This window comes from Serratia sp. LTN-2 (assembly GCF_059740205.1).
Genome location: NZ_JCAXDO010000006.1, coordinates 166,091 through 187,580, shown reverse-complemented (window position 1 = coordinate 187,580; position 21,490 = coordinate 166,091). Strand labels below are relative to the sequence as shown.

Below are 21,490 nucleotides of genomic sequence, written 5' to 3'. Positions count from 1 at the left end.
TCAGGCGAAGAAACTCAGTATGCTATTGATAACCGTACGCTGATTAACATCGGACATATTGTAGAACAGCGGCAAGCGCACCAGACGCGCGCTTTCCTGGCTGGTATAGCGATCTTCACCGGCAAAGCGGCCGAACTGTTCACCGGCCGGGCACTCATGCAGCGGGATATAGTGGAACACCGTCATGATCTCGGCTTCTTTCAAATAGTCGATAAATGCGGTGCGATCGTCGATATCGCGCAGCTTGATATAGAACATGTGCGCATTGTGCTTGCAATCTGCCGGCACGCTCGGCAGCTCGATGCGGCCAGCCTGCGCCAACGGCAGGAAACTGTCGTAGTACTTCTGCCACAGCGACAGGCGGCGCTGATTGATGCGTTCCGCCACTTCCAACTGGCCCCACAGGTAGGCGGCCTGCAGATCAGACATCAGATAGCTGGAGCCGATGTCGCGCCAGGTGTATTTGTCGACCTGCCCACGGAAGAACTGACTGCGGTTGGTGCCTTTCTCGCGGATGACTTCCGCCCGATCGACCAGCGCCGGATCGTTCACCAGCGTCGCACCGCCTTCGCCGCCGGCGGTATAGTTTTTGGTTTCATGGAAGCTGAAGCAGCCGATATGGCCGATGGTGCCCAATGCCTTGCCTTTGTAAGTCGACATCACGCCCTGCGCGGCGTCTTCCACCACGAACAGGTTATATTTCTTCGCCAGCGCCATGATGGTATCCATCTCGCAGGCGACACCGGCGTAGTGTACCGGCACAATCGCGCGGGTTTTATCGGTGATCGCCGCTTCGATTTTGGTTTCGTCGATGTTCATGGTGTCTGGACGCAGGTCGACGAACACCACTTTGGCGCCGCGCAACACAAAGGCGTTGGCAGTGGACACGAAGGTAAAGCTCGGCATGATCACTTCGTCACCCGGCTGAATATCCAGCAGAATGGCGGCCATTTCCAACGACGCGGTGCAGGAAGGCGTCAGCAATACTTTCGCGCTGCCGAAACGCTGCTCCATCCACTGCTGGCAGCGACGGGTAAAGCCGCCGTCGCCGCACAACTTGCCGCTGCTCATGGCAGCCTGCATATATTCCTGTTCAGTGCCAACAACCGGTGGAGCGTTAAATGGAATCATGTCTACCTCTGTAAAACCAATACGCGGTGCTTTCAATCACGGCACCCTGTCGTTGATAGAGTCGTAATGCGGCGATATTGCTTATCTGGGTCGCGACCCGCAGGCGCTGCATACCCTGGCGCCGACTCTCGGCGATCGCCGCCGCCATCAGCCGAGTGCCAATGCCCCGGCCTGATGCGCCGGGGAAAGCCGTCAGCAACCCGATGCGCATGTCCTGGCCGCCAATGTCACGCAGGCTGACAAAGCCTTCTGGTTGCCCCTGTTCGTCCAGTGCCAACAGGCACTGATGATCGAAAGTGCCTAAAACGGCCTTTTCGATCCACAAAGCATAAAACCGGCCGCTGTCATCAGCTTGATACCAAGGCGCGCGAAAACGGCTGACGGTGAACGCCTGAGCCGCCGCAGCGCGCAATGCCGAAATATCGGCCTCAGTCGCCAGACGGGAAGTCTCAGCGCCGTCACCGGATTCATTCGCTCGTCCATCCTCGAGGGCCAGGACCAGATCGACCTCGCCTTCAACCAAACGGAATCCCAACTCAGCCAGGCCATCCGCCAATGCCAATTGCTGCGCGGGGATTTTGGCCTGCACCAACGTATAAGCATCCAAATCAGCCTCGGCCACGGCTGCCACCGAGCTATCGAAATGCAACTTGGCGCTATCTAATTGGAAGAAGTCGCTCTCCCAATGCAGCGGTTCAATACTGGCGTGGACGCGCATGCAATAAATCCAGTAAGTATTTGCCATAACCGGTTTTGGCCAGCGTCTGAGCCGCGCGCTTCACGCCGTCATCATCCAGCCAGCCATTACGCCAGGCGATCTCCTCGAGACAGGCGATTTTAAAGCCCTGGCGTTTCTCGACCGTCTGCACGAAGCTGCTGGCTTCCAGCAGGCTGTCGTGCGTGCCGGTGTCCAGCCAGGCAAAACCGCGCCCCAACAGCTCGACGGTCAGCTCTCCGCGTTCCAGATACATCTGGTTAATGCTGGTAATTTCCAGCTCGCCACGCTCAGAAGGCTTCACCTGCTTGGCGAACTCCACCACTTGGCTATCGTAGAAATACAGGCCGGTCACCGCCCAGTTAGACTTCGGTTTAACCGGTTTCTCTTCGATCGACAGCGCACGGAAGCGGTCGTCAAATTCCACCACGCCAAAGCGCTCGGGATCCATCACCTGATAACCGAATACGGTCGCGCCGGTAGTGCGCGCCGCAACGCTTCTCAGTTTGGGGCTAAACCCCTGGCCAAAGTAAATATTGTCGCCCAACACCAAACAGCTTGGCTCACCGGCCAGAAATTCTTCACCGATCAGAAATGCCTGGGCCAAGCCTTCGGGACTCGGCTGTTCGGCATAGCTGAGATTGATGCCGAACTCTTCGCCGCTGCCCAAGAGCCTCTTGAATGAAGGCAGATCTTCCGGCGTGGAGATAATCAGAATATCTTTGATCCCTGCCAGCATCAGCACCGACAGCGGATAATAGATCATCGGTTTGTCATAGATCGGCAGCAGTTGCTTGGACACGCCACGAGTAATCGGATGCAGACGCGTACCGGAACCGCCGGCCAGAATAATGCCTTTCATACTCACTCCAAAGCCCGCCGTACCGCCCCAAAGCGGCGCGGCGTTAAATTAATCTGACAGCCCTAAACGCTCGCCGGCATAAGAACCGTCTTGCACCCGGCGCCACCAGGTTTCGTTGTTCAGGTACCAAACCACGGTTTTGCGAAGGCCGCTTTCGAACGTTTCCTGCGGCCGCCAGCCCAATTCACGATCGATTTTGCCGGCGTCGATGGCGTAGCGCATATCGTGTCCCGGGCGATCCTTGACGTAAGTGATCAGATCGCGGTAGTTCGCCACGCCTTGCGGTTTGTTCGGCGCAAGCTCTTCCAACAGATCGCAAATGGTCTGCACCACTTCGATATTCTTGCGCTCGTTATGGCCGCCAATATTGTAAGTTTCGCCAACTACGCCTTCGGTCACGACCTGATAGAGTGCGCGCGCGTGATCTTCGACATACAGCCAGTCACGCACCTGCGCGCCGTTGCCGTATACCGGCAGCGGTTTGCCGGCTACCGCATTCAGGATCACCAGCGGGATCAGCTTCTCCGGGAAGTGATAAGGGCCATAGTTGTTCGAACAGTTGGTCACAAGGGTCGGCAGGCCATAGGTGCGCAGCCAGGCGCGCACCAGATGATCGCTCGACGCTTTGGAAGCGGAATACGGGCTGCTCGGCGCATACGGCGTGGTTTCGGTGAACAGATCGTCGGTGCCGTGCAGATCCCCGTACACTTCGTCGGTGGAGATATGATGGAAGCGGAAGGCCAGTTTCTTCTCCGCCGCCAGCGGCTGCCAGTAGTGACGCGCCGCTTCCAGCAGGGTGTAAGTGCCGACCACGTTAGTCTCGATAAATGCCGCCGGGCCGTCGATAGAGCGATCGACGTGGCTTTCCGCCGCCAGGTGCATCACCACGTCCGGCTGATACTGGGCGAACACCCGATCCATCTCGGCGCGATCGCAGATGTCGGCCTGCTCGAAAGCATAGCGATCGCTCTCAGCCACCACCGCCAGCGACTCGAGGTTACCGGCATAGGTCAGCTTATCCACCACCACCACACTATCGCCAGTGGCCTCGATGATATGCCGCACGACCGCAGAGCCGATGAATCCGGCGCCACCAGTCACCAAGATACGCTTCAACGCCAGACTCCCTTGGTATCCACTACCCAACTTTGCTTGATCTCTTCCGGCCGGATGGCCTTGAACTGCTGGTGATCGACCAACATCACGATCACATCCGCCTGCTGCAACGCCTCGGCGATTGGCGTTAACGTCACATGGCCCGCCAGTGACTTCGGCAGCTGTTCGACGTTCGGTTCCACCGCCAGCGTTTCGCCAACGTGCCATTCGGCGATCAGGTGCGCGACTTCTACCGCCGGGCTTTCACGCAGATCGTCAATATTCGGCTTGAAGGCCAGGCCGAAGCAGGCGATTTTCACCTCAGACGCACGCTTGTCGGTGGCGGCCAGACAATCGGCCACCGCCGCTTTCACCCGATCGACCACCCACAGCGGTTTGCCGTCGTTCACCAGACGCGCGGTGTGGATCAAGCGCGCCTGCTGTGGGTTCTGCGCCACGATAAACCACGGATCGACGGCGATGCAGTGGCCGCCGACGCCTGGCCCCGGCTGCAGAATATTCACCCGCGGGTGACGATTCGCCAGGCGAATCAGTTCCCAGACGTTGATCCCCTGTTCGGCGCAGATCAACGACAGTTCGTTAGCAAAGGCGATGTTCACGTCGCGGAAGCTGTTTTCCGTCAGCTTGCACATCTCGGCGGTGCGCGAGTTGGTAACCACGCATTCCCCCTCGAGGAAAATCTTGTACAGCTCGCTGGCGCGCGCCGAACACTTCGGCGTCATGCCGCCGATCACGCGGTCGTTTTGAATCAGTTCCACCATCACCTGCCCCGGCAACACGCGCTCCGGGCAGTAGGCGATATTCACGTCCGCCGCTTCGCCCGCCTGCTGCGGGAAGCTCAGATCGCTGCGCGCCTGCGCCAACCATGCCGCCATCTGTTCGGTGGCGCCCACCGGCGAAGTGGACTCAAGGATCACCAGATCGCCCTTTTTCAGCACCGGCGCCAGCGATTTCGCCGCCGCTTCAACAAAGGCCAGATCCGGCTCATGGTCGCCTTTGAACGGCGTAGGCACCGCGATCAGGAACGCATCGGCCGCCAGCGGTTTGGTTACCGCCTGCAGGAAACCGCCGTCGACAGCCTCCTTGACCACTTTGTCCAGATCCGGTTCGACGATGTGGATCGCACCGCGGTTAATGGTATCTACCGCATGTTGGTTAACATCTACGCCCACCACTTTTTTCTTGCGGGAGGCAAACGCCGCCGCCGTTGGCAAGCCGATATAACCCAGGCCGATAACCGAAATAGTGTCAAAACTCATAGTGCCACCTGATGATTCTTTAAAGCTTCGAGGATACGCTGACAGGCATGACCGTCACCGTATGGGTTGTGCGCCCGGCTCATCGCGTGATATTCGCTTTCGTCCGTCAACAGCCGGGTCACCGCTTCAACAATTTTGGCCACGTCAGTGCCGACCAAACGCACCGTGCCCGCATCTATCGCTTCCGGGCGTTCGGTGGTGTCGCGCATTACCAGCACCGGTTTGCCTAACGACGGCGCTTCTTCCTGAATGCCGCCCGAATCGGTGAGGATCATGTAAGCGTGAGTCATCAGATAGACAAACGGCAGATAGTCCTGTGGTTCGATCAGCATGACGTTGTCGATGCCTTTCAAAATGCGATTCACCGGTTCGCTGACGTTCGGGTTGAGATGCACCGGATACACCACCTGCACTTCCGGGTGGTTGCGGGCGATCTCCGCCAGCGCGCTGCAAATTCGCTCAAAGCCGCCGCCAAAGCTTTCGCGGCGATGGCCGGTGACCAGAATCAGTTTCTTGTCAGCGTCGAGGAACGGGTAACGCTGCGCCAGGCTAGCCCGCAATGCGGCATCGCTCATCACGCGATCGCGCACCCAGAACAGCGCGTCGATCACCGTATTGCCGGTCACGAAAATGCGGTTGTCAGGCAGCAGCTCGCGCAACAGATTTTGGCGTGAGTTCTCGGTTGGCGCGAAATGGTACATCGCCAAATGGCCGGTCAGTTTGCGGTTGGCCTCTTCCGGCCAGGGAGAATACAGATTTCCGGTGCGCAGGCCGGCCTCGACATGCCCGACAGGGATGCGTTGATAGAACGCCGCCAGGCTGGTCGCCAGCGTGGTGGTGGTATCGCCGTGCACCAGCACCACGTCCGGTTTGAAATCTTCCAGCACCCCTTTCAACCCTTCCAGAATACGGCAGGTGATCTCCGTTAGCCCCTGGCCGGGTTTCATGATGTTCAGGTCGTAATCCGGCGTGATCTCAAACAACCGCAAAACCTGATCCAACATCTCTCGATGCTGTGCCGTTACGCAGACTCTTGCGTCAAAGGCCTCGTCCTGGGCCAGTGCATGTACCAGCGGCGCCATCTTAATGGCTTCAGGCCTGGTGCCGAAAACAGTCAACACTTTCACAGCGAATCTCTTTTGGTCGGTTAATCGCAGGCCCCGCCTGCGAATGGGGCGCTCACGCGCCCTGCATCAGATTATTATATTATTTTTTAACTACGCGGCCGACGCGCCAAGGCAACACCCGCGCCAACCAAAGCGCCCATCGCGCCCCACAGAATCAGCCAGAAGACCCGGCGTGGGCTGTCGCGTTTTACCGGCTCTTCCGGCGTACGTAAATAGCGATAGGTCTGGAACTTCTCATCCAACGTCGGGCCAACGTTCAGCGTCGCCAGCATCGCGCGGTTCTGATCGTAATCCAGATCGTAGGTCGGGCCGGAAGCCTGCAGGCCTTCCAGACGCGCCTGCAGCATTGGCCGGCCCAGCAGGAACAGATCCGAATCCGGCAGTTGTTCGGCCGGGGTGTCGGTTTGTGTACGGCTGATCCCCTGGCTCTCGGCGATTTTCAGCGCCTGCTGCGTGGTGTTCAGCTCACGCTTGTAAACCGACTCTGCCACCGCCTCCTGGCGCTTGACCTGCGCCTTCATCGAGGTGGTGCGAGCGGTCCAGGCGCCCTGAATTTCTTCGTTCAGGTGCAGGGCCGCGCGATGGCTGGCGAAGGCCACGTATTGGCGCAGCAGGCGGTTGGCGTCCGCAGCGGTTTCCGCCGTCAGCTTCACGCCGTCGTTCGGTACTTTCTTGTCGTCGCGCGGCGTGAACAGGATGTTGTTGATCAGCTCGTCGAGCAATGCCGCATCGGCGCGGGCATCCCCTTCCTGACGCTGCTTGTAGTAATCGCTCTGCAGCCAGAAATCGCGACGCGTATCATAAGCCGCCAGCTGCATGATGAACTCATTGTATGCTTCGTCCGCGATGCTCGGCTGATCGCCGGCCGTCGCCGGCAACGTACGCACGTCCAGATTACGCAGGAACTGCTGCTGCGAGTAGTAACCGCCCAGCGCATTCACCGTAGGTCTGTCCGTGATTGCGGTGGCGCTCCACTCTTGCTTAACCAGGTAAGAGACGATCAGCGCGACCGCCGCGAACAGCACCGCAATGCCGATAATCCACGGTTTGCCGCGCCACAGGGTGCAGCACAGGCCGCGGATATCGAGTTCGTTATCCACCGCCGGGGTATGCTTGTCAGACGTTGTTTCTGGATTCATCACAGCCAAAAAGCCTCTGGTTAAGATACTTGCTTGTTATCGCTCGAACGCCGCAAGCGGCGCTTGATACGCTTAATGTACCGCGCAACCCGCCAGGCGCGCTTGATGCAGTAGCCGTACAGGAAGAAAGCAAGCAAGAATAATGCCAACATAACCCACTCTGGGATAAAAGTCAGGCGTTCGCCGATCACGCCAACCGCCGCCAGCAATGCGGCCGCCAGGGTGATCAACACGAAAGCCTGTCGCGGCGTAAAGCCGGCGCGCATGATCAAGTGGTGAATATGTTGACGATCGGGAGAGAAGGGGCTCATCCCCTTGCGTAAACGACGATACATGATTGCTATCATGTCCATCAGCGGAATAGCGATGATCCACAGCGCGGTCACCGGGTTAATCGAGTGTGCCTTCCCCTGCGAGCTTTGCAGCAGCAGCCAAATGGCGGTAAAGCCGATCAGGGTACTGCCGGCGTCCCCCATGAACACCTTATAGCGGCGGCCGAGGATACCGAGGTTGAGCAAAATATAGGGAACGATGGTGGCGATCATCGCGAAACACCAGAACGCCAGCTCATGATGGCCGCTCAGGTACAGCAACAGGCCCAGCGCGCCGAAGGAGACACACGACAGCCCTCCCAGCAGGCCATCGATGCCGTCAACCATGTTGAAGGCGTTGATCGCCGCCCAGACCGCGAACAGCGTCACCAGATAACCGAACGGCCCCAGCAGCATCTCCCAGTCGCCCAGCACATGGCCGAAGCTACGCAGGTACAGCCCGGCGAAGACCATCATGGCAATGCCGACCAACGCCTGCACCAGGGCGCGAATTTTAACGCTGATGTCGAAACGATCGTCGAGCGCCCCCACAAACACCAGAATGCCGGCGCAGGTAAGATAAAGCTTGGCGTGCGCGATAGGTTGTTCGGAAATCCAAAACGCGAAGCACAACCCGGCATAAACGGAAATACCGCCGACCAGCGGAATCAGCCCCTGATGGCGTTTGCGATAATTGGGTTTATCTACCAGACCAATACGTTTTGCCGCCTTGCGGGCAACAAAGAGAAAAGCCAAAGAAAACAGGAAAACAAATAGAATTTCAGTACTCATAGTGAGTAAGTTCACAGTTAACAGATCTCTGTAGAAGATAAGGCAGCTTACCACGGGCAATAGCTTGTGCCATCGGCCCCCGCCACCTTTCGGTCATTTCCTATGACAACGGTGATTCATGCCTATTTTCTTCGCTTCGGCTGACAAAATGACAGCAGCAAAGCCGATCGGCGCAAAACCGACCGACAAACAAGATGAATTCTCAATAAGTCGAGGAAACAACTTACTTTTCCATTACTGCTACTTATCGTATCCGCCAAAAGCGAAAAACGCCACGACTAGGCGTGGCGTTCAGCGAATTTTTTAACGAATTATGAGCGTTTCATCATATCGAAGAATTCATCGTTGGTTTTGGTCATCGCCAACTTATTAATGAGGAACTCCATCGCGTCAATCTCACCCATCGGGTGAATGATTTTGCGCAGGATCCACATTTTTTGCAGCTCTTCGGAGGTGGTGAGCAGCTCTTCTTTACGGGTACCGGAACGGTTGTAGTCGATCGCAGGGAATACGCGTTTCTCGGCGATTTTACGCGCCAGGTGCAATTCCATGTTGCCGGTGCCTTTAAATTCTTCGTAGATCACTTCATCCATCTTCGAACCGGTATCAACCAGCGCAGTCGCGATGATGGTCAGGCTGCCGCCCTCTTCCACGTTACGCGCCGCACCGAAGAAACGCTTCGGACGGTGCAGGGCGTTGGCGTCCACACCACCGGTCAGCACCTTGCCGGAGGCCGGTACCACGGTGTTGTAGGCGCGCGCCAGACGGGTGATGGAGTCGAGCAGAATGATAACGTCTTTCTTGTGTTCAACCAGGCGCTTGGCCTTCTCGATCACCATTTCGGCCACTTGCACGTGACGCGAAGCCGGCTCGTCGAAGGTCGAGGCGATCACTTCGCCTTTCACCAGACGCTGCATCTCGGTCACTTCTTCCGGACGCTCGTCGATCAGCAGCACCATCAGCACGCAGTCTGGGTGGTTGTAGGCGATGCTCTGTGCGATGTTCTGCAGCAGCATGGTTTTACCGGCTTTCGGCGGTGCCACGATCAGGCCACGTTGGCCGCGGCCAATCGGCGCCGCCAGATCCAGTACGCGCGCCGTCAGGTCTTCGGTCGAGCCGTTGCCGCGCTCCATCCGCAGACGTGAATTGGCGTGCAGCGGCGTCAAGTTCTCGAACAGGATCTTGCTGCGGGCGTTTTCCGGCTTGTCGTAGTTGACTTCGTTGACTTTCAACAGGGCAAAATAGCGCTCGCCTTCTTTTGGCGGACGAATCTTACCGGAAATGGTGTCACCTGTGCGGAGGTTGAAACGGCGGATTTGGCTAGGGGATACGTAGATGTCGTCGGGACCGGCGAGGTAGGAACTGTCTCCAGAGCGGAGGAAACCGAATCCATCCTGCAATATCTCGAGCACGCCGTCGCCGAAGATATCTTCTCCGCTTTTCGCATGTTGCTTCAGAATGGAGAAGATAATGTCCTGCTTGCGCATGCGGGCAAGGTTTTCCAGCCCCATATTTTCGCCGAGAGTAATCAGCTCAGAAACCGGCGTATTCTTTAATTCGGTAAGATTCATAATGGTGGGTTCTTAAACTCGGGGTATGTCTCGAACTTGTATCGTGAATGGTATGGCAGCGAAATGCGTGCCTGTCTACTGGACGTTCGATCACCGGGCGCAGAGCCGTCGCGGTAAGAAATGGCTTACATCGGGCGTACGCATTGACGGTTGAAGATCGAAGGTACCTTAAAAATGATTTTGCAAAACCGTTTGATTGCCAAAACACGGGCTGAGTTCAGTTTACTTTCAACGCCAGTGGTTCAACACAGAGTATAGCTTTAGATTCAAACTCTTTAGATTTAAAACTTCGGGCAAGTTCTATATGCAGTGTGGTTAAACTTAACACGCTTCTTGGCAGGCGTCTAGCGGTGAATTGAACATCACCGCCAGCCGCCTGATATGGGGCTTCCCGCCCGATTACAGATTCGCGTTCAGGAAATCTTTGAGCTGACCTTTGGACAACGCGCCCACCTTGGTCGCGGCCACTTCACCGTTCTTGAACAGCAACAGCGTAGGGATGCCACGGATACCGTACTTAGGCGCGGTAGCCGGGTTCTGATCGATATTCAGCTTGGTGATGGTCAGCTTGCCTTCGAACTCTTCGGCAATCTCATCCAGAATCGGAGCAATCATCTTGCACGGCCCACACCATTCAGCCCAGAAATCGACCAGGATCGGCCCTTCCGCTTTCAGCACATCGGCTTCGAAGCTGCTGTCAGTCAGGTGAATAATTTTATCGCTCATGTTCTACTCCACAGGATTATGTCTACCTTGTTGGTGTAGCATTAACCAACTCAAGGTGATTTTATTGCACCGCGTTTATTTCAACGGATGTGCTTTCGTAAAGCAATAGTTAGCTGATATTCTACCACACTATGAGCAAAACACACTTGACCGAACAGAAGTTTTCCGACTTCGCCCTGCACCCGTTAGTCCTTGAAGCCCTTGAGAAAAAAGGGTTTCACAATTGCACGCCCATCCAGGCGTTAGCATTGCCGCTCACGCTCTCCGGGCGTGACGTTGCAGGTCAGGCGCAAACCGGTACCGGAAAGACGCTGGCGTTTTTGGCGTCTACTTTTCACTATTTGCTGACTCACCCGGCGAAACAGGATCGCCAGACCAATCAGCCGCGCGCCTTGATCATGGCGCCTACGCGTGAACTGGCGGTGCAAATCCACTCCGATGCGGAAGCTCTCTCCCAGACCACCGGCCTGAAACTGGGCCTGGCCTACGGCGGCGACGGCTACGACAAACAGCTGAAAGTGCTGGAAAGCGGCGTGGATATTCTGATTGGCACCACCGGCCGTTTAATCGATTACACCAAACAGAACTATGTCGATCTCGGCGCGATGCAGGTTGTCGTGCTGGATGAAGCCGATCGCATGTACGATCTGGGCTTTATCAAAGACATCCGTTGGCTGTTCCGTCGCATGCCTGCGGCCGATCAACGCCTGAACATGCTGTTCTCCGCCACCCTGTCCTATCGCGTACGCGAGCTGGCCTTCGAGCAGATGAACAACGCCGAATATGTTGAAGTGGAACCGGAACAGAAAACCGGCCACCGCATTAAAGAAGAGCTGTTCTACCCGTCCAACGAAGAAAAAATGCGTCTGCTGCAGACGCTGATCGAAGAAGAGTGGCCGGATCGCGCTATCATCTTCGCCAACACCAAGCACCGCTGCGAAGACATCTGGGGTCACCTGGCCGCCGACGGTCACCGCGTCGGCCTGCTGACCGGTGACGTGGCGCAGAAAAAACGCCTGCGCATCCTCGACGACTTCACCAAGGGCAACCTCGATATCCTGGTCGCCACCGACGTCGCCGCGCGCGGCCTGCACATCCCTGCCGTCACGCACGTTTTCAACTACGATCTGCCTGACGACTGCGAAGACTACGTGCACCGCATCGGCCGTACCGGCCGCGCAGGCGCCAGCGGTCACTCCATCAGTCTGGCTTGTGAAGAGTACGCGCTCAACCTGCCGGCGATCGAGACCTATATCGACCACAGCATTCCGGTGAGCAAGTACAACAGCGATGCGCTGCTGACCGATCTGCCGGCGCCGAAGCGCCTGTCGCGTCCGCGCGGCGGCAACGGCCCACGTCGCAACTCCGCGCCTCGTCGCGGCGGCGCGCCGCGCAACAACCGTAAACGTTCGAGCTGATCGCCATGCTCAGTTCCAGCACGCTTTATGCTGCCATCGATCTCGGCTCCAACAGCTTCCATATGCTGGTGGTGCGCGAGGTGGCCGGCAGCATTCAGACTCTGGCGCGGATCAAGCGCAAAGTGCGCCTGGCGGCCGGGCTGGATCAGAACAATCACCTGTCGCATGAGGCCATGCAGCGCGGCTGGCAGTGTCTTCGGCTGTTCTCCGAACGCCTGCAGGACATTCCGCGCGAGCAAATCCGCGTTGTCGCCACCGCCACGCTGCGTCTGGCGTCCAACGCCGATGAGTTTCTGCAGGCCGCCGAGCACATCCTCGGCTGCCCGGTACAGGTGATCAGCGGTGAAGAAGAGGCGCGGCTGATTTATCACGGTGTCGCACACACCACCGGCGGGCCGGATCAGCGGCTGGTCGTCGATATCGGCGGCGGCAGCACCGAACTGGTCACCGGCACCGGCGCGCAGGCATCGCAGCTGTATAGCCTGTCGATGGGCTGCGTCACCTGGCTGGAACGCTACTTCAGCGATCGCAACCTCGCGCAAGAAAACTTCGAGCGCGCCGAACAGGCCGCGCGCGAAATGGTGCGGCCGATCGCGCCACAGCTGCGCCAGCAGGGTTGGCAGGTTTGCGTCGGCGCTTCCGGCACCGTGCAAGCGCTGCAGGAGATCATGGTGGCGCAAGGCATGGATGAGCGCATCACCCTGGCCAAATTGCGCCAGCTGAAACAACGCGCCATTCAGTGCGGCAAGCTGGAAGAGCTGGAGATAGAAGGGTTAACGCTGGAGCGCGCGCTGGTGTTTCCAAGCGGCCTGTCCATTCTGCTGGCCATCTTCCAGGAGCTGGGCATCGAGAGCATGATGCTGGCCGGCGGGGCGCTGCGCGAAGGCCTGGTTTACGGCATGCTGCATCTGCCGGTGGAACAGGATATCCGCATTCGCACTATCCGCAACCTGCAACGTCGTTACCTGATCGATACCGAGCAGGCCGAACGCGTCAGCCAGCTCGCCGCCAACTTCTCGCAGCAGGTCGCCAACGAGTGGCAGTTGGATGCGCGATGTCGCGAGCTGCTGCACAGCGCCTGTCTAATCCACGAGCTCGGCCTCAGCGTCGATTTCAAGCAGGCGCCGCAACACGCCGCCTACCTGATTCGCCATCTGGATCTCCCCGGCTTTACCCCGGCGCAGAAAAAACTGCTGGCCACCCTGCTGCAAAACCAGAGCAACACCCTCGACCTGTCGCTGTTGAACCAGCAAAACGCCCTGCCGCCGCGTACCGCGCAGCGTCTGTGCCGCATTTTGCGCCTGGCGATCATCTTCGCCAGCCGCCGCCGCGACGACACGCTGCCGGCGGTGCGTTTACGCGCCAATCAGGATGATGAACTGACGGTGATCTTGCCGCCAGGCTGGCTGGAACAGCATCCGCTGCGTGCCGAAGCGCTGGAGCAGGAAAGCCACTGGCAGAGTTACGTCCACTGGACGCTGCGGCTGGAAGAGCAACGTTGAAATGACAAGGGCGCGATGAGCGCCCTTTCTTTTTAATTCCCGCCTTTGGCCTTGGCCAGCTGGGCGCGGATGTTGGCCAGATGGTTCTGTCCCTTCTGCATCCGCTCCTGCGGGCTCACCACTTTACGCTCGGTTTCCCATGCCAGATCGTCCTGCGGCAATTCCAGCAGGAAGCGGCTCGGCTCCGGCCGCACCAGCTCGCCGTACTGGCGGCGCTCGCGGCACAGGGTGAAAATCAGTTCTTTTTGCGCACGAGTGATCCCCACATAGGCCAGACGCCGCTCTTCATCGACATTGTCTTCATCGATACTGCTCTGGTGCGGCAGCAGGCCCTCTTCCATGCCCACCAGGAACACGTAAGGGAACTCCAGCCCCTTGGAGGCGTGCAACGTCATCAGCTGCACCTGATCCAATTCTTCTTCGCTTTCACCTCGCTCCATCATGTCGCGCAGGGTGAAGCGGGTCACGACCTGGGTCAGCGTCATCGGCTCGTCCAGATCGTTGCCCTCCAACATCTCCGTCATCCAGCCGAACAGCGTATTGACGTTCTTCATTCGCATTTCGGCGGCCTTCGGGCTGGTCGAGGTTTCAAACAGCCAGCTCTCATAATCCACGCCGCGGATCAGATCGCGCACCGCCGCCACCGGCTCACGCTCCGCCTGCTGGGCGATGCCGCCCAGCCAGTGGGTGAAACGCTGCAGCGATTCCAGCCCGCGCCCGGTCAGGTGCTGGCTCAGCCCCAGATCGAAGCTGGCATGGAACAAACTCTTGTTGCGCTGGTTGGCCCACTCGCCGAGCTTCTGCAGCGTCGCCGGGCCGATCTCGCGCTTGGGAGTATTGACGATACGCAGGAAGGCGCTGTCGTCCTCCGGGTTGGTCAGCACGCGCAGGTAGGCCAGCAAATCCTTGATCTCGGGGCGAGAGAAGAACGACGTACCGCCGGAAATCTTGTACGGGATGCGGTTCTGCATCAGCATCTTTTCAAACACCCGCGACTGATGATTGCCGCGGTACAGAATCGCATAGTCGCCGTAATTGGTCTTTTTCACGAAGTGGTGGGCGATAAGCTCCCCCACCACGCGCTCGGCTTCGTGATCCTCGTTATTGGCGGTCACCACCTTCAGCTCTTCGCCATACCCGAGTTCGGAAAACAGCCGTTTTTCAAACACGTGCGGGTTATTGGCGATCAGGATGTTGGCAGCCTTCAGAATGCGCTCGCTGGAGCGATAATTTTGCTCCAGTTTGATCACCTGCAGCGCCGGGAAATCTTCCTTCAACAGCACCAGGTTCTGCGGCCGCGCGCCGCGCCAGGAGTAGATCGACTGATCGTCGTCGCCCACCACGGTAAAGCGCGCGCGGTTGCCCACCAGCAGCTTCACCAGCTCGTACTGGCTGGTGTTGGTATCCTGATACTCATCCACCAGCAGATAGCGGATGCGCTGCTGCCAGCGTTCGCGCACCTCTTCGTTGCGTTGCAGCAACAGCGTCGGCAACAGGATCAGATCGTCGAAGTCCAGCACGTTGCACGCCCGCATATGGGCGTGGTACAGCCCGTAGCAGTGGGCGAACAGCTTGTCGCGCTCCGAGCGCGCCAGCTCCGCCGCACGCTGGGGATCGATCAAGTCGTTTTTCCAGTTGGAGATGGTCGAGATCAGCTGCGCCACCAGCGTTTTGTCACTCTCCAACCACTTTTCGGTCAGCTCTTTCAACAGCGCCAGCTGATCCTGGTCGTCGAACAGCGAGAAGTTGGACTTCATTCCCAGCGCCACGTATTCCCGTTTGATGATCTCCAGCCCCAGGGTATGGAAGGTGGAAATCATCAGCCCTCGCGCCTCTTTGCGGCCCAGGGTTTGCGACACGCGCTCTTTCATCTCGCGCGCGGCCTTGTTGGTGAAGGTCACGGCGGCGATATGCCGCGCCTGATAGCCGCAGTGGTGGATCAGGTGAGCTATCTTGTTAGTGATAACGCGCGTCTTGCCGGAACCGGCGCCGGCCAACACCAGGCAGGGCCCGGTAACGAATTCGACGGCTTGTTGTTGGCTGGGGTTTAATCGCATGGTGCTGACTTGCTCGACTGTAAAACGTGGAAGGGAATTGTAGCAGAAAGCGCCGATGAGATTTAGCGGGTATAATCAGCGCAATTTTCGCATCGACAAAGGCATTACCATGGCAAAAACGGCGTGCGCCCTGCACATTCTGGTAGACAATGAAAAGCTGGCCAACGAGCTGCTGGCCAAGCTGAAGCGCGGCGTCAGCTTCGACACGCTGGCGCGCAAATACTCGAGCTGCCCGTCAAAACGCAACGGCGGCTCGCTGGGCGAATTCAACAAGGGCGCGATGGTCCCGGCGTTCGACAAAGCGGTGTTCAGCATTCCGCTGCTCAAACCCTACGGCCCGGTCAAAACCCAGTTCGGTTACCACATCATCAAGGTGCTGTACCGCAACTAGGGGGCCTGCGCCCCCTGCTGCGAATTACTGCGCGCTGGCGTCCGTCGCCGGCACAGCCACCGCGGTGTCGGCCGGTTTGGCTTCTTCCGTCACCACCGCCGGCGCCGGCATCATGATGCCGTCATAGGTTTCCTGCAGCTGCTTCATGCTCATTTCCGGCTCGCCCTTCGGCTGCAACAGCACCAGCGTCGCCTCCTGAGACAGCTGCAGCTTCAGCGCCTGATTCAGCGTCTCCAGCGTCAGGCTGGACAAGAACTCCTGGCGCAGCTTCTGATACAGCTCCGGCGCGATATCCACCACCCCGCTCTGCTGCGAACGCAGGCGCTGGCTCATCAGCACGTCGGTGTCGGTGCGAGCATAGGTGGCGAACAGCTTGCTCAGCTGATCGTTTTTCTGCGCCAGCAGCGCATCGAATTCCTCTTTCGACAGGCCGTTGTCACGCACGTTGGCCAGCTCGCGGGCGATAAAGCCCAGGCTGCCGTTCAGGTTGTTGTTCGGCGTATCCAGGTGGATGGCGCACTGCCCGCGCTGGTACTGCACGCGGCAGTCAAAGCCCAGATGCAGGTTCTTCTGGTCGCTTTTTTCCAGCGTTTGCTGGAGATGCCAGAACAACGCCTCGCGGGCGAGATCGCCACGCCAATAGCGGAGCAGACTCTGCGAATCGCGAATCGGGTGCCACGGCGAATCCCACATGATCGACAGCGTATCCTGTTTCACCTGCTCGCTGATCAGGCTCACCGGCTGCTGCGGCAGCGGCGTCAGGGTCGGCATCGGGGCCGGAGTTTCACGCTTGCCTTGCAGCGGCGAGAACGCCTTGTTGATCTGCTCGCCCAGGCTGCGGCTGTCGACTTTGCCGACCACGAACAGCGTCATGGCGTCCGGGGTATACCACTGCTGATAGAATTTCTTCAGCTGTTCGAGATTGACCGGCCGTTTCGCCGGCTGCGCCGGATCGTGCGCCAGCAGCGTCGAGCCTTTCAGGCGGTAACGCCACCAGGCGTCTTTGGTATTGGGCGGGAACGTGCCGACCGGATTGATGCTGGAGTTCATCACCGCATGCACCGTATGCTCGTCGATCGCCAGTTTGCCGGTGGTGTCCGCCAGCCAGGCCAGCGCTTCCTTCAGCAGGTCGGGCCGGTTGTTCGGCAAGCTGAGGTTATACATGGTGAAGTCATACGAGATGATAGCCGGCGGCAGCGGTCGCTCGTTATCCACGCTCTGTTGCCACAGGGCGCGCAGCTGCGGCGCGGTGAAGCTTTCGCTGCGCGCCAACGCCAGCCGCGGCAGCAAGTGGGCGAAGCCGGTCTGTTGAGAAGACTCCACCAAAGAGCCGGTATTGACGATCAGCCGCAGTTCGACGCGGTCGCTCGGCCGCTGCGGCGTATCGAGAATCTGCCATGAAAACCCGTTGGCCAACGCCCCCTGCTGCCAGGCAGGATCGGGTTGTAGTGCTTCAGCCTGCACGCTGCTACTGGCTGCAGCCAATAGCAGCCCACCAACTATAAGATGAATTCTGGTGCCCTGCATGTGAACCCCTACTTAATGACTATCCAATTTCTTATGCAAATGCGTGTATTCCATTCAATGGAATCATAAAAATACGCCCTGAGTTTCACAGTGGGGCGGAAAGCAGAAAGTGTACCATCGTGTTAGACCGCGCGCCTTTGCGGATGTCACTCATTAGGGTGAAAAATAATGGATAGCGGGGTTTTTAATGCAAGAAATCGTTACGAGGCAGGGATAGAACCTCACCGGCCGCGGCTGCGGCCGGTGATTTACCGCCGATATCAGGCGGAAGGCAGCGTTTTGTCCGCGCCGGCGTTTTTGTTGTTCAGCGTGTCTTTCAGCTGTTGCTCATCCAGCTGATTACACCATTTCGCCACCACCACGGTCGCCACGCCATTGCCCACCAGGTTGGTCAACGCGCGGGCTTCCGACATAAAGCGGTCGATGCCGAGGATCAGCGCCAGGCCGGCCAACGGCAGGTGGCCGACGGCGGAGATGGTGGCGGCCAACACGATAAAGCCGCTGCCGGTCACGCCCGCCGCCCCTTTGGAAGAAAGCAGCAGCACCACCAGCAGGGTAACCTGATGCATGATGTCCATATGGGTGTTGGTCGCCTGCGCGATAAACACCGCAGCCATGGTCAGGTAGATCGAGGTGCCGTCCAGGTTGAAGGAGTACCCGGTCGGGATCACCAGGCCCACCACCGATTTCTTGCAGCCCAGCTTCTCCATTTTATCCAGCATGCGCGGCAGCGCCGACTCGGACGACGATGTCCCCAGCACGATCAGCAGCTCTTCTTTGATGTAGTTGACGAATTTGAAGATGCTGAAGCCGTTGGCGCGGGCGATGCTGCCCAACACCACCACCACGAACAGGATACAGGTGATATAGAAGCACACGATCAGCTGGCCGAGTTGCACCAGCGTGCCGACGCCATATTTACCGATGGTAAACGCCATGGCGCCGAAGGCCCCCAGCGGCGCCAGGCGCATGATCATGTTGATGATGCCGAAAATCACTCGCGAGAAGCTGTCGATCACGTTGAAGATCAGCTGCCCTTTCTCGCCCAGACGATGCAGAGCGAAGCCGAACAGCACCGCGAACAGCAGCACCTGCAGAATGTTGCCGCTGGCGAACGCGCCGATCACGCTGCCGGGGATGATATCCAGCAGGAACGGAATGATGCCCTGCTGCTGCGCCTGCTCGGCATAGACCGCCACCGCTTTGGCGTCCAGCGTGCCGGGATCGACGTTCATGCCGGCGCCCGGTTGCACCAGGTTGACGATCACCAGGCCGATAATCAGCGCAATGGTGCTGACGATTTCAAAATACAGCAGCGCGATGGCGCCGGTGCGCCCCACCGCCTTCATGCTTTCCATACCGGCGATACCGGTCACCACGGTGCAGAAGATCACCGGGGCGATAATCATCTTGATCAGTTTGACGAAGCCATCGCCCAGGGGTTTCATTTGGGCGCCGAGGTCAGGGTAGAAGTGGCCAAGCAGGATACCCAGCGTGATCGCCGTCAGCACCTGAAAATAGAGGCTCTTAAAAATCGTTGTTTTCATATGAACATCCTATGGGGGGAAGACACGCACCAGGCAGCAGTCTAAAAATCCAGCCTGTTCATTGCTTGCGCGGAAAATAACACCCACTTAACAACATGGAAATAATTTGTTGCACCCCAGCCTCGGGGTTGATGTGAATTTAAGAGCTGAAACGCGTCAGTCCGGGTGCAAAGCTGAAAATTGCGTAAGCCTATGTTTGCACTAACGCAAAAGAGGTAGGGAGAGAATGGCGGTTTTCGGACAGGGAAAAGTACCGGAAAGGTAACGCGGCGCTCAAGGCGCCGCGCGGCAAAACTCGGCTTCGAAGGCTTCGCGCGGCAGCGGCCGGGCGAACAGGAACCCTTGCCCGCTGCGAATGCCGTGCCGCAGCAGCCAGTCGCGCTGCTCGGCGTTTTCCACGCCTTCGGCCATCACCGGCAGCGCCAGCACTTCGGAGATCGAACTGACGATGCGCACCATCGCATCGTCGGCCGGCAGCCCCTGAATGAAGCTGCGGTCGATTTTAATCAAATCGATCGGCAGGGATTTCAACCGGTTCAGGTACTCCAGGCTGGAGTAGCCCATGCCGAAGTCGTCCAGCGCGATCGACAGCCCCAGATCGTGCAGCTCGCGCAGCAGCGCCAGCGCGCGGTCGAGATCGTCGATGCGTACCGTCTCGGTGATCTCCAGCAGCAGCTTGCGCGGATCGATCCGATACTGTGCCAGCAGACTTTTCAGATGCGGAACGAACGCCTCGTCCTGCATCTGAATGCCGGAAACGTTGACCGCCAGCGGCAGCGCAATGCCGCGCTGCTGCCAGTCCGCCAGGATACGGCAAGACTCTTCCAGCACCCAGTTGCCGAGGGGCACGATCACGCCCAGCTCTTCCGCGAGCGGGATGACGTCGGCCGGCAGGGTATAGCTGCCGTCGTACTGCTGCCAACGCAACAGCGCTTCGGCGCCGATCACCTCATTGGATTGCATGTCGATCTGCGGCTGCAGGAACAGCGTGAAATGCCGCTGTTCAATGCCGTGCAGGATCTCGCTCTCCTGCGTCAGCCGCTTCTGCGTGCGTTCCGTCAGGCTGGGTTCGAAGAACAGGATCTGATTTTTTCCTTCGCGGTGCGCGGACATCATCGCCGAGGTAGCGCTGCGCAGCAGCTGTTCCGCGCTCTCCTCCTGATTGAGGTAGTGCGCGATGCCGATGCTAGCGTTAGGCCGCAGCGCCAGGCCTTCCAGCGTCAACGGCGCGTTGATCTCCGCCATGATGCGCCGCGCCAGCTGCATGGCGTGGAACGGCCGCTCGATGCCCTTGGCCAGGATGGCGAATTCGGTATTGCTCAGCTGCGCCAGCACGCCGTTTTCGTCGATGCAGCCGCGCAGTTTCTTCGCCAGCGCCAACAGCAGGGCTTCACGCATCGCCGGGCTCATCACGCCGGAGGCCTCATGCAATGTCTCGATGCCGATCACCAGCAGATTAAAACGCTCAGGGCGCAGGCTGGAGGCGATATGCTGTTCCAGCAGCGCGTTCAAGAGCACCGCATTCGGCAGTTCGGTCACCGGGTGACGGGTGCTGAGGCGGCTCATGTCGGCATGCGCCTTGGCCAGCGTCTGTTGATTGCGGTTGTAGTTGCGCACCAGCAGGCCGAGCTCGTCGTCCTGATGCAGCGCCGGCAGCATCAGCTGGTGATAAGGCGCTTCGTCCTGCGAGATGTTTTCCAGCTCTTTGGCCATCGCGCGCAGTGGATGCACCATCAGCCGGTTCATGCACCAGGTGATGGCCACCGACAGGATCAGCGCCAGCAGCAGGTACGTCGACAGCATGGTCGACAAAATGCTGAGGATAAACTGGTACATGCGGAACGAATCGGCCTGCAGCACCAGATAAGCCAGCGGCTGCTGGTTGGCCGGCACCCGCTCCAGCGAATAAAGCGGCACGGAAATTTGGATAGGCAATTCAAACAGCCGGGCGATCAGCGTCGGCACCGGCCGCTCCGGCGGAAAATTGGCATGCAGCGCCTGAAACTCATTCGGCAAGACGATATCCGCCCGGCTCAGAATGCCGACCGGCAACAGCGTGTTCAGCACCTTTTTGGCTTCCGGCACGTCCATGCGCAGCACCGCTTCCGCCAGTGGCTGGCGCACGGAGTGGGCGATATTCTCCAGTTGCTGGGCGTAGTCATCCCTGCGCTGCTGCACAAAGTGGAATAACTGGATCACGATAAAAATGCAGATCGTGACCAGCGCCACGCCGGACACCGTCGCCATCTGCTTAATCGTTAACGAACGCCTGACCCGCAAACCTGCTCTCCGTAAAATC

17 protein-coding genes are annotated in these 21,490 nt (G+C 58.6%); 3 read left to right on the top strand and 14 right to left on the bottom strand.

Annotated features, from left to right (window positions below; genetic code table 11):
* The 10 genes from rffA to trxA all read right to left on the bottom strand — a co-directional run bounded on the left by rffA (window position 1) and on the right by trxA (window position 10,749).
* Window positions 1-1,131, bottom strand: coding sequence for a dTDP-4-amino-4,6-dideoxygalactose transaminase (gene rffA / locus AC6BYQ_RS14350; protein WP_198636730.1), 1,131 nt, complete (start codon window positions 1,129-1,131; stop codon window positions 1-3).
* A complete protein-coding gene (gene rffC, locus AC6BYQ_RS14345; RefSeq protein ID WP_498057081.1) occupies window positions 1,118-1,849 on the bottom strand; it encodes a dTDP-4-amino-4,6-dideoxy-D-galactose acyltransferase in 732 nt (243 codons plus the stop codon). The genes rffA and rffC overlap by 14 nt, the downstream gene beginning before the upstream one ends.
* Window positions 1,827-2,708, bottom strand: coding sequence for a glucose-1-phosphate thymidylyltransferase RfbA (rfbA, locus tag AC6BYQ_RS14340; protein ID WP_019452558.1), 882 nt, complete (start codon window positions 2,706-2,708; stop codon window positions 1,827-1,829). Before rfbA ends, rffC begins: the two co-directional genes overlap by 23 nt.
* A gap of 48 nt (window positions 2,709-2,756) precedes the next feature.
* Entirely contained in the window at window positions 2,757-3,824 is a 1,068-nt protein-coding gene (gene rffG / locus AC6BYQ_RS14335) for a dTDP-glucose 4,6-dehydratase (RefSeq protein WP_019452559.1), read from the bottom strand.
* Complete coding sequence (gene wecC / locus AC6BYQ_RS14330) at window positions 3,821-5,083, bottom strand: UDP-N-acetyl-D-mannosamine dehydrogenase (protein WP_019452560.1); 1,263 nt, start codon at window positions 5,081-5,083, stop codon at window positions 3,821-3,823. The genes rffG and wecC overlap by 4 nt, the downstream gene beginning before the upstream one ends.
* Window positions 5,080-6,210, bottom strand: coding sequence for a non-hydrolyzing UDP-N-acetylglucosamine 2-epimerase (gene wecB, locus AC6BYQ_RS14325; RefSeq protein WP_025160397.1), 1,131 nt, complete (start codon window positions 6,208-6,210; stop codon window positions 5,080-5,082). The genes wecC and wecB overlap by 4 nt, the downstream gene beginning before the upstream one ends.
* A gap of 86 nt (window positions 6,211-6,296) precedes the next feature.
* Complete coding sequence (wzzE, locus tag AC6BYQ_RS14320) at window positions 6,297-7,349, bottom strand: ECA polysaccharide chain length modulation protein (RefSeq protein WP_498057100.1); 1,053 nt, start codon at window positions 7,347-7,349, stop codon at window positions 6,297-6,299.
* Between the two features lie 20 nt (window positions 7,350-7,369).
* Window positions 7,370-8,467, bottom strand: coding sequence for a UDP-N-acetylglucosamine--undecaprenyl-phosphate N-acetylglucosaminephosphotransferase (gene wecA / locus AC6BYQ_RS14315; RefSeq protein ID WP_004934192.1), 1,098 nt, complete (start codon window positions 8,465-8,467; stop codon window positions 7,370-7,372).
* Between the two features lie 296 nt (window positions 8,468-8,763).
* Complete coding sequence (rho, locus tag AC6BYQ_RS14310; protein WP_004934188.1) at window positions 8,764-10,023, bottom strand: transcription termination factor Rho; 1,260 nt, start codon at window positions 10,021-10,023, stop codon at window positions 8,764-8,766.
* A gap of 399 nt (window positions 10,024-10,422) precedes the next feature.
* Entirely contained in the window at window positions 10,423-10,749 is a 327-nt protein-coding gene (gene trxA / locus AC6BYQ_RS14305; protein WP_004934187.1) for a thioredoxin TrxA, read from the bottom strand.
* 131 nt (window positions 10,750-10,880) lie between these two features.
* On the opposite strand from trxA, the gene rhlB reads away from it, so the two are divergent.
* Complete coding sequence (gene rhlB / locus AC6BYQ_RS14300) at window positions 10,881-12,167, top strand: ATP-dependent RNA helicase RhlB (RefSeq protein WP_025160400.1); 1,287 nt, start codon at window positions 10,881-10,883, stop codon at window positions 12,165-12,167.
* 5 nt (window positions 12,168-12,172) lie between these two features.
* Complete coding sequence (gene ppx / locus AC6BYQ_RS14295) at window positions 12,173-13,669, top strand: exopolyphosphatase (protein WP_019452565.1); 1,497 nt, start codon at window positions 12,173-12,175, stop codon at window positions 13,667-13,669.
* 32 nt (window positions 13,670-13,701) lie between these two features.
* Here the strand turns inward: ppx and rep are convergent, their stop codons facing one another.
* Window positions 13,702-15,726 carry a DNA helicase Rep gene (gene rep / locus AC6BYQ_RS14290; RefSeq protein ID WP_498057080.1) on the bottom strand — a complete coding sequence of 675 codons (2,025 nt, stop codon included), beginning with the start codon at window positions 15,724-15,726 and terminating at the stop codon, window positions 13,702-13,704.
* A 109-nt stretch (window positions 15,727-15,835) separates the two neighbouring features.
* Here rep and ppiC point away from each other — a divergent pair, with 109 nt between their 5' ends.
* A complete protein-coding gene (gene ppiC, locus AC6BYQ_RS14285) occupies window positions 15,836-16,117 on the top strand; it encodes a peptidylprolyl isomerase PpiC (RefSeq protein WP_004934175.1) in 282 nt (93 codons plus the stop codon).
* Window positions 16,118-16,141: 24 nt separating this feature from the next.
* Here ppiC and AC6BYQ_RS14280 read toward each other — a convergent pair whose 3' ends face one another.
* From AC6BYQ_RS14280 to hmsP, 3 genes are all read right to left on the bottom strand, one after another.
* Window positions 16,142-17,644, bottom strand: a complete 1,503-nt coding sequence (locus AC6BYQ_RS14280; RefSeq protein ID WP_498057079.1) for a M16 family metallopeptidase — start codon at window positions 17,642-17,644, stop codon at window positions 16,142-16,144.
* Between the two features lie 260 nt (window positions 17,645-17,904).
* The gene (locus AC6BYQ_RS14275; protein ID WP_019452569.1) at window positions 17,905-19,191 is read right to left on the bottom strand and encodes a dicarboxylate/amino acid:cation symporter; all 1,287 of its coding nucleotides are present in this window, start codon (window positions 19,189-19,191) and stop codon (window positions 17,905-17,907) included.
* Window positions 19,192-19,464: 273 nt separating this feature from the next.
* The gene (gene hmsP, locus AC6BYQ_RS14270; RefSeq protein WP_063918218.1) at window positions 19,465-21,471 is read right to left on the bottom strand and encodes a biofilm formation regulator HmsP; all 2,007 of its coding nucleotides are present in this window, start codon (window positions 21,469-21,471) and stop codon (window positions 19,465-19,467) included.
* Window positions 21,472-21,490: the final 19 nt, after the last annotated feature.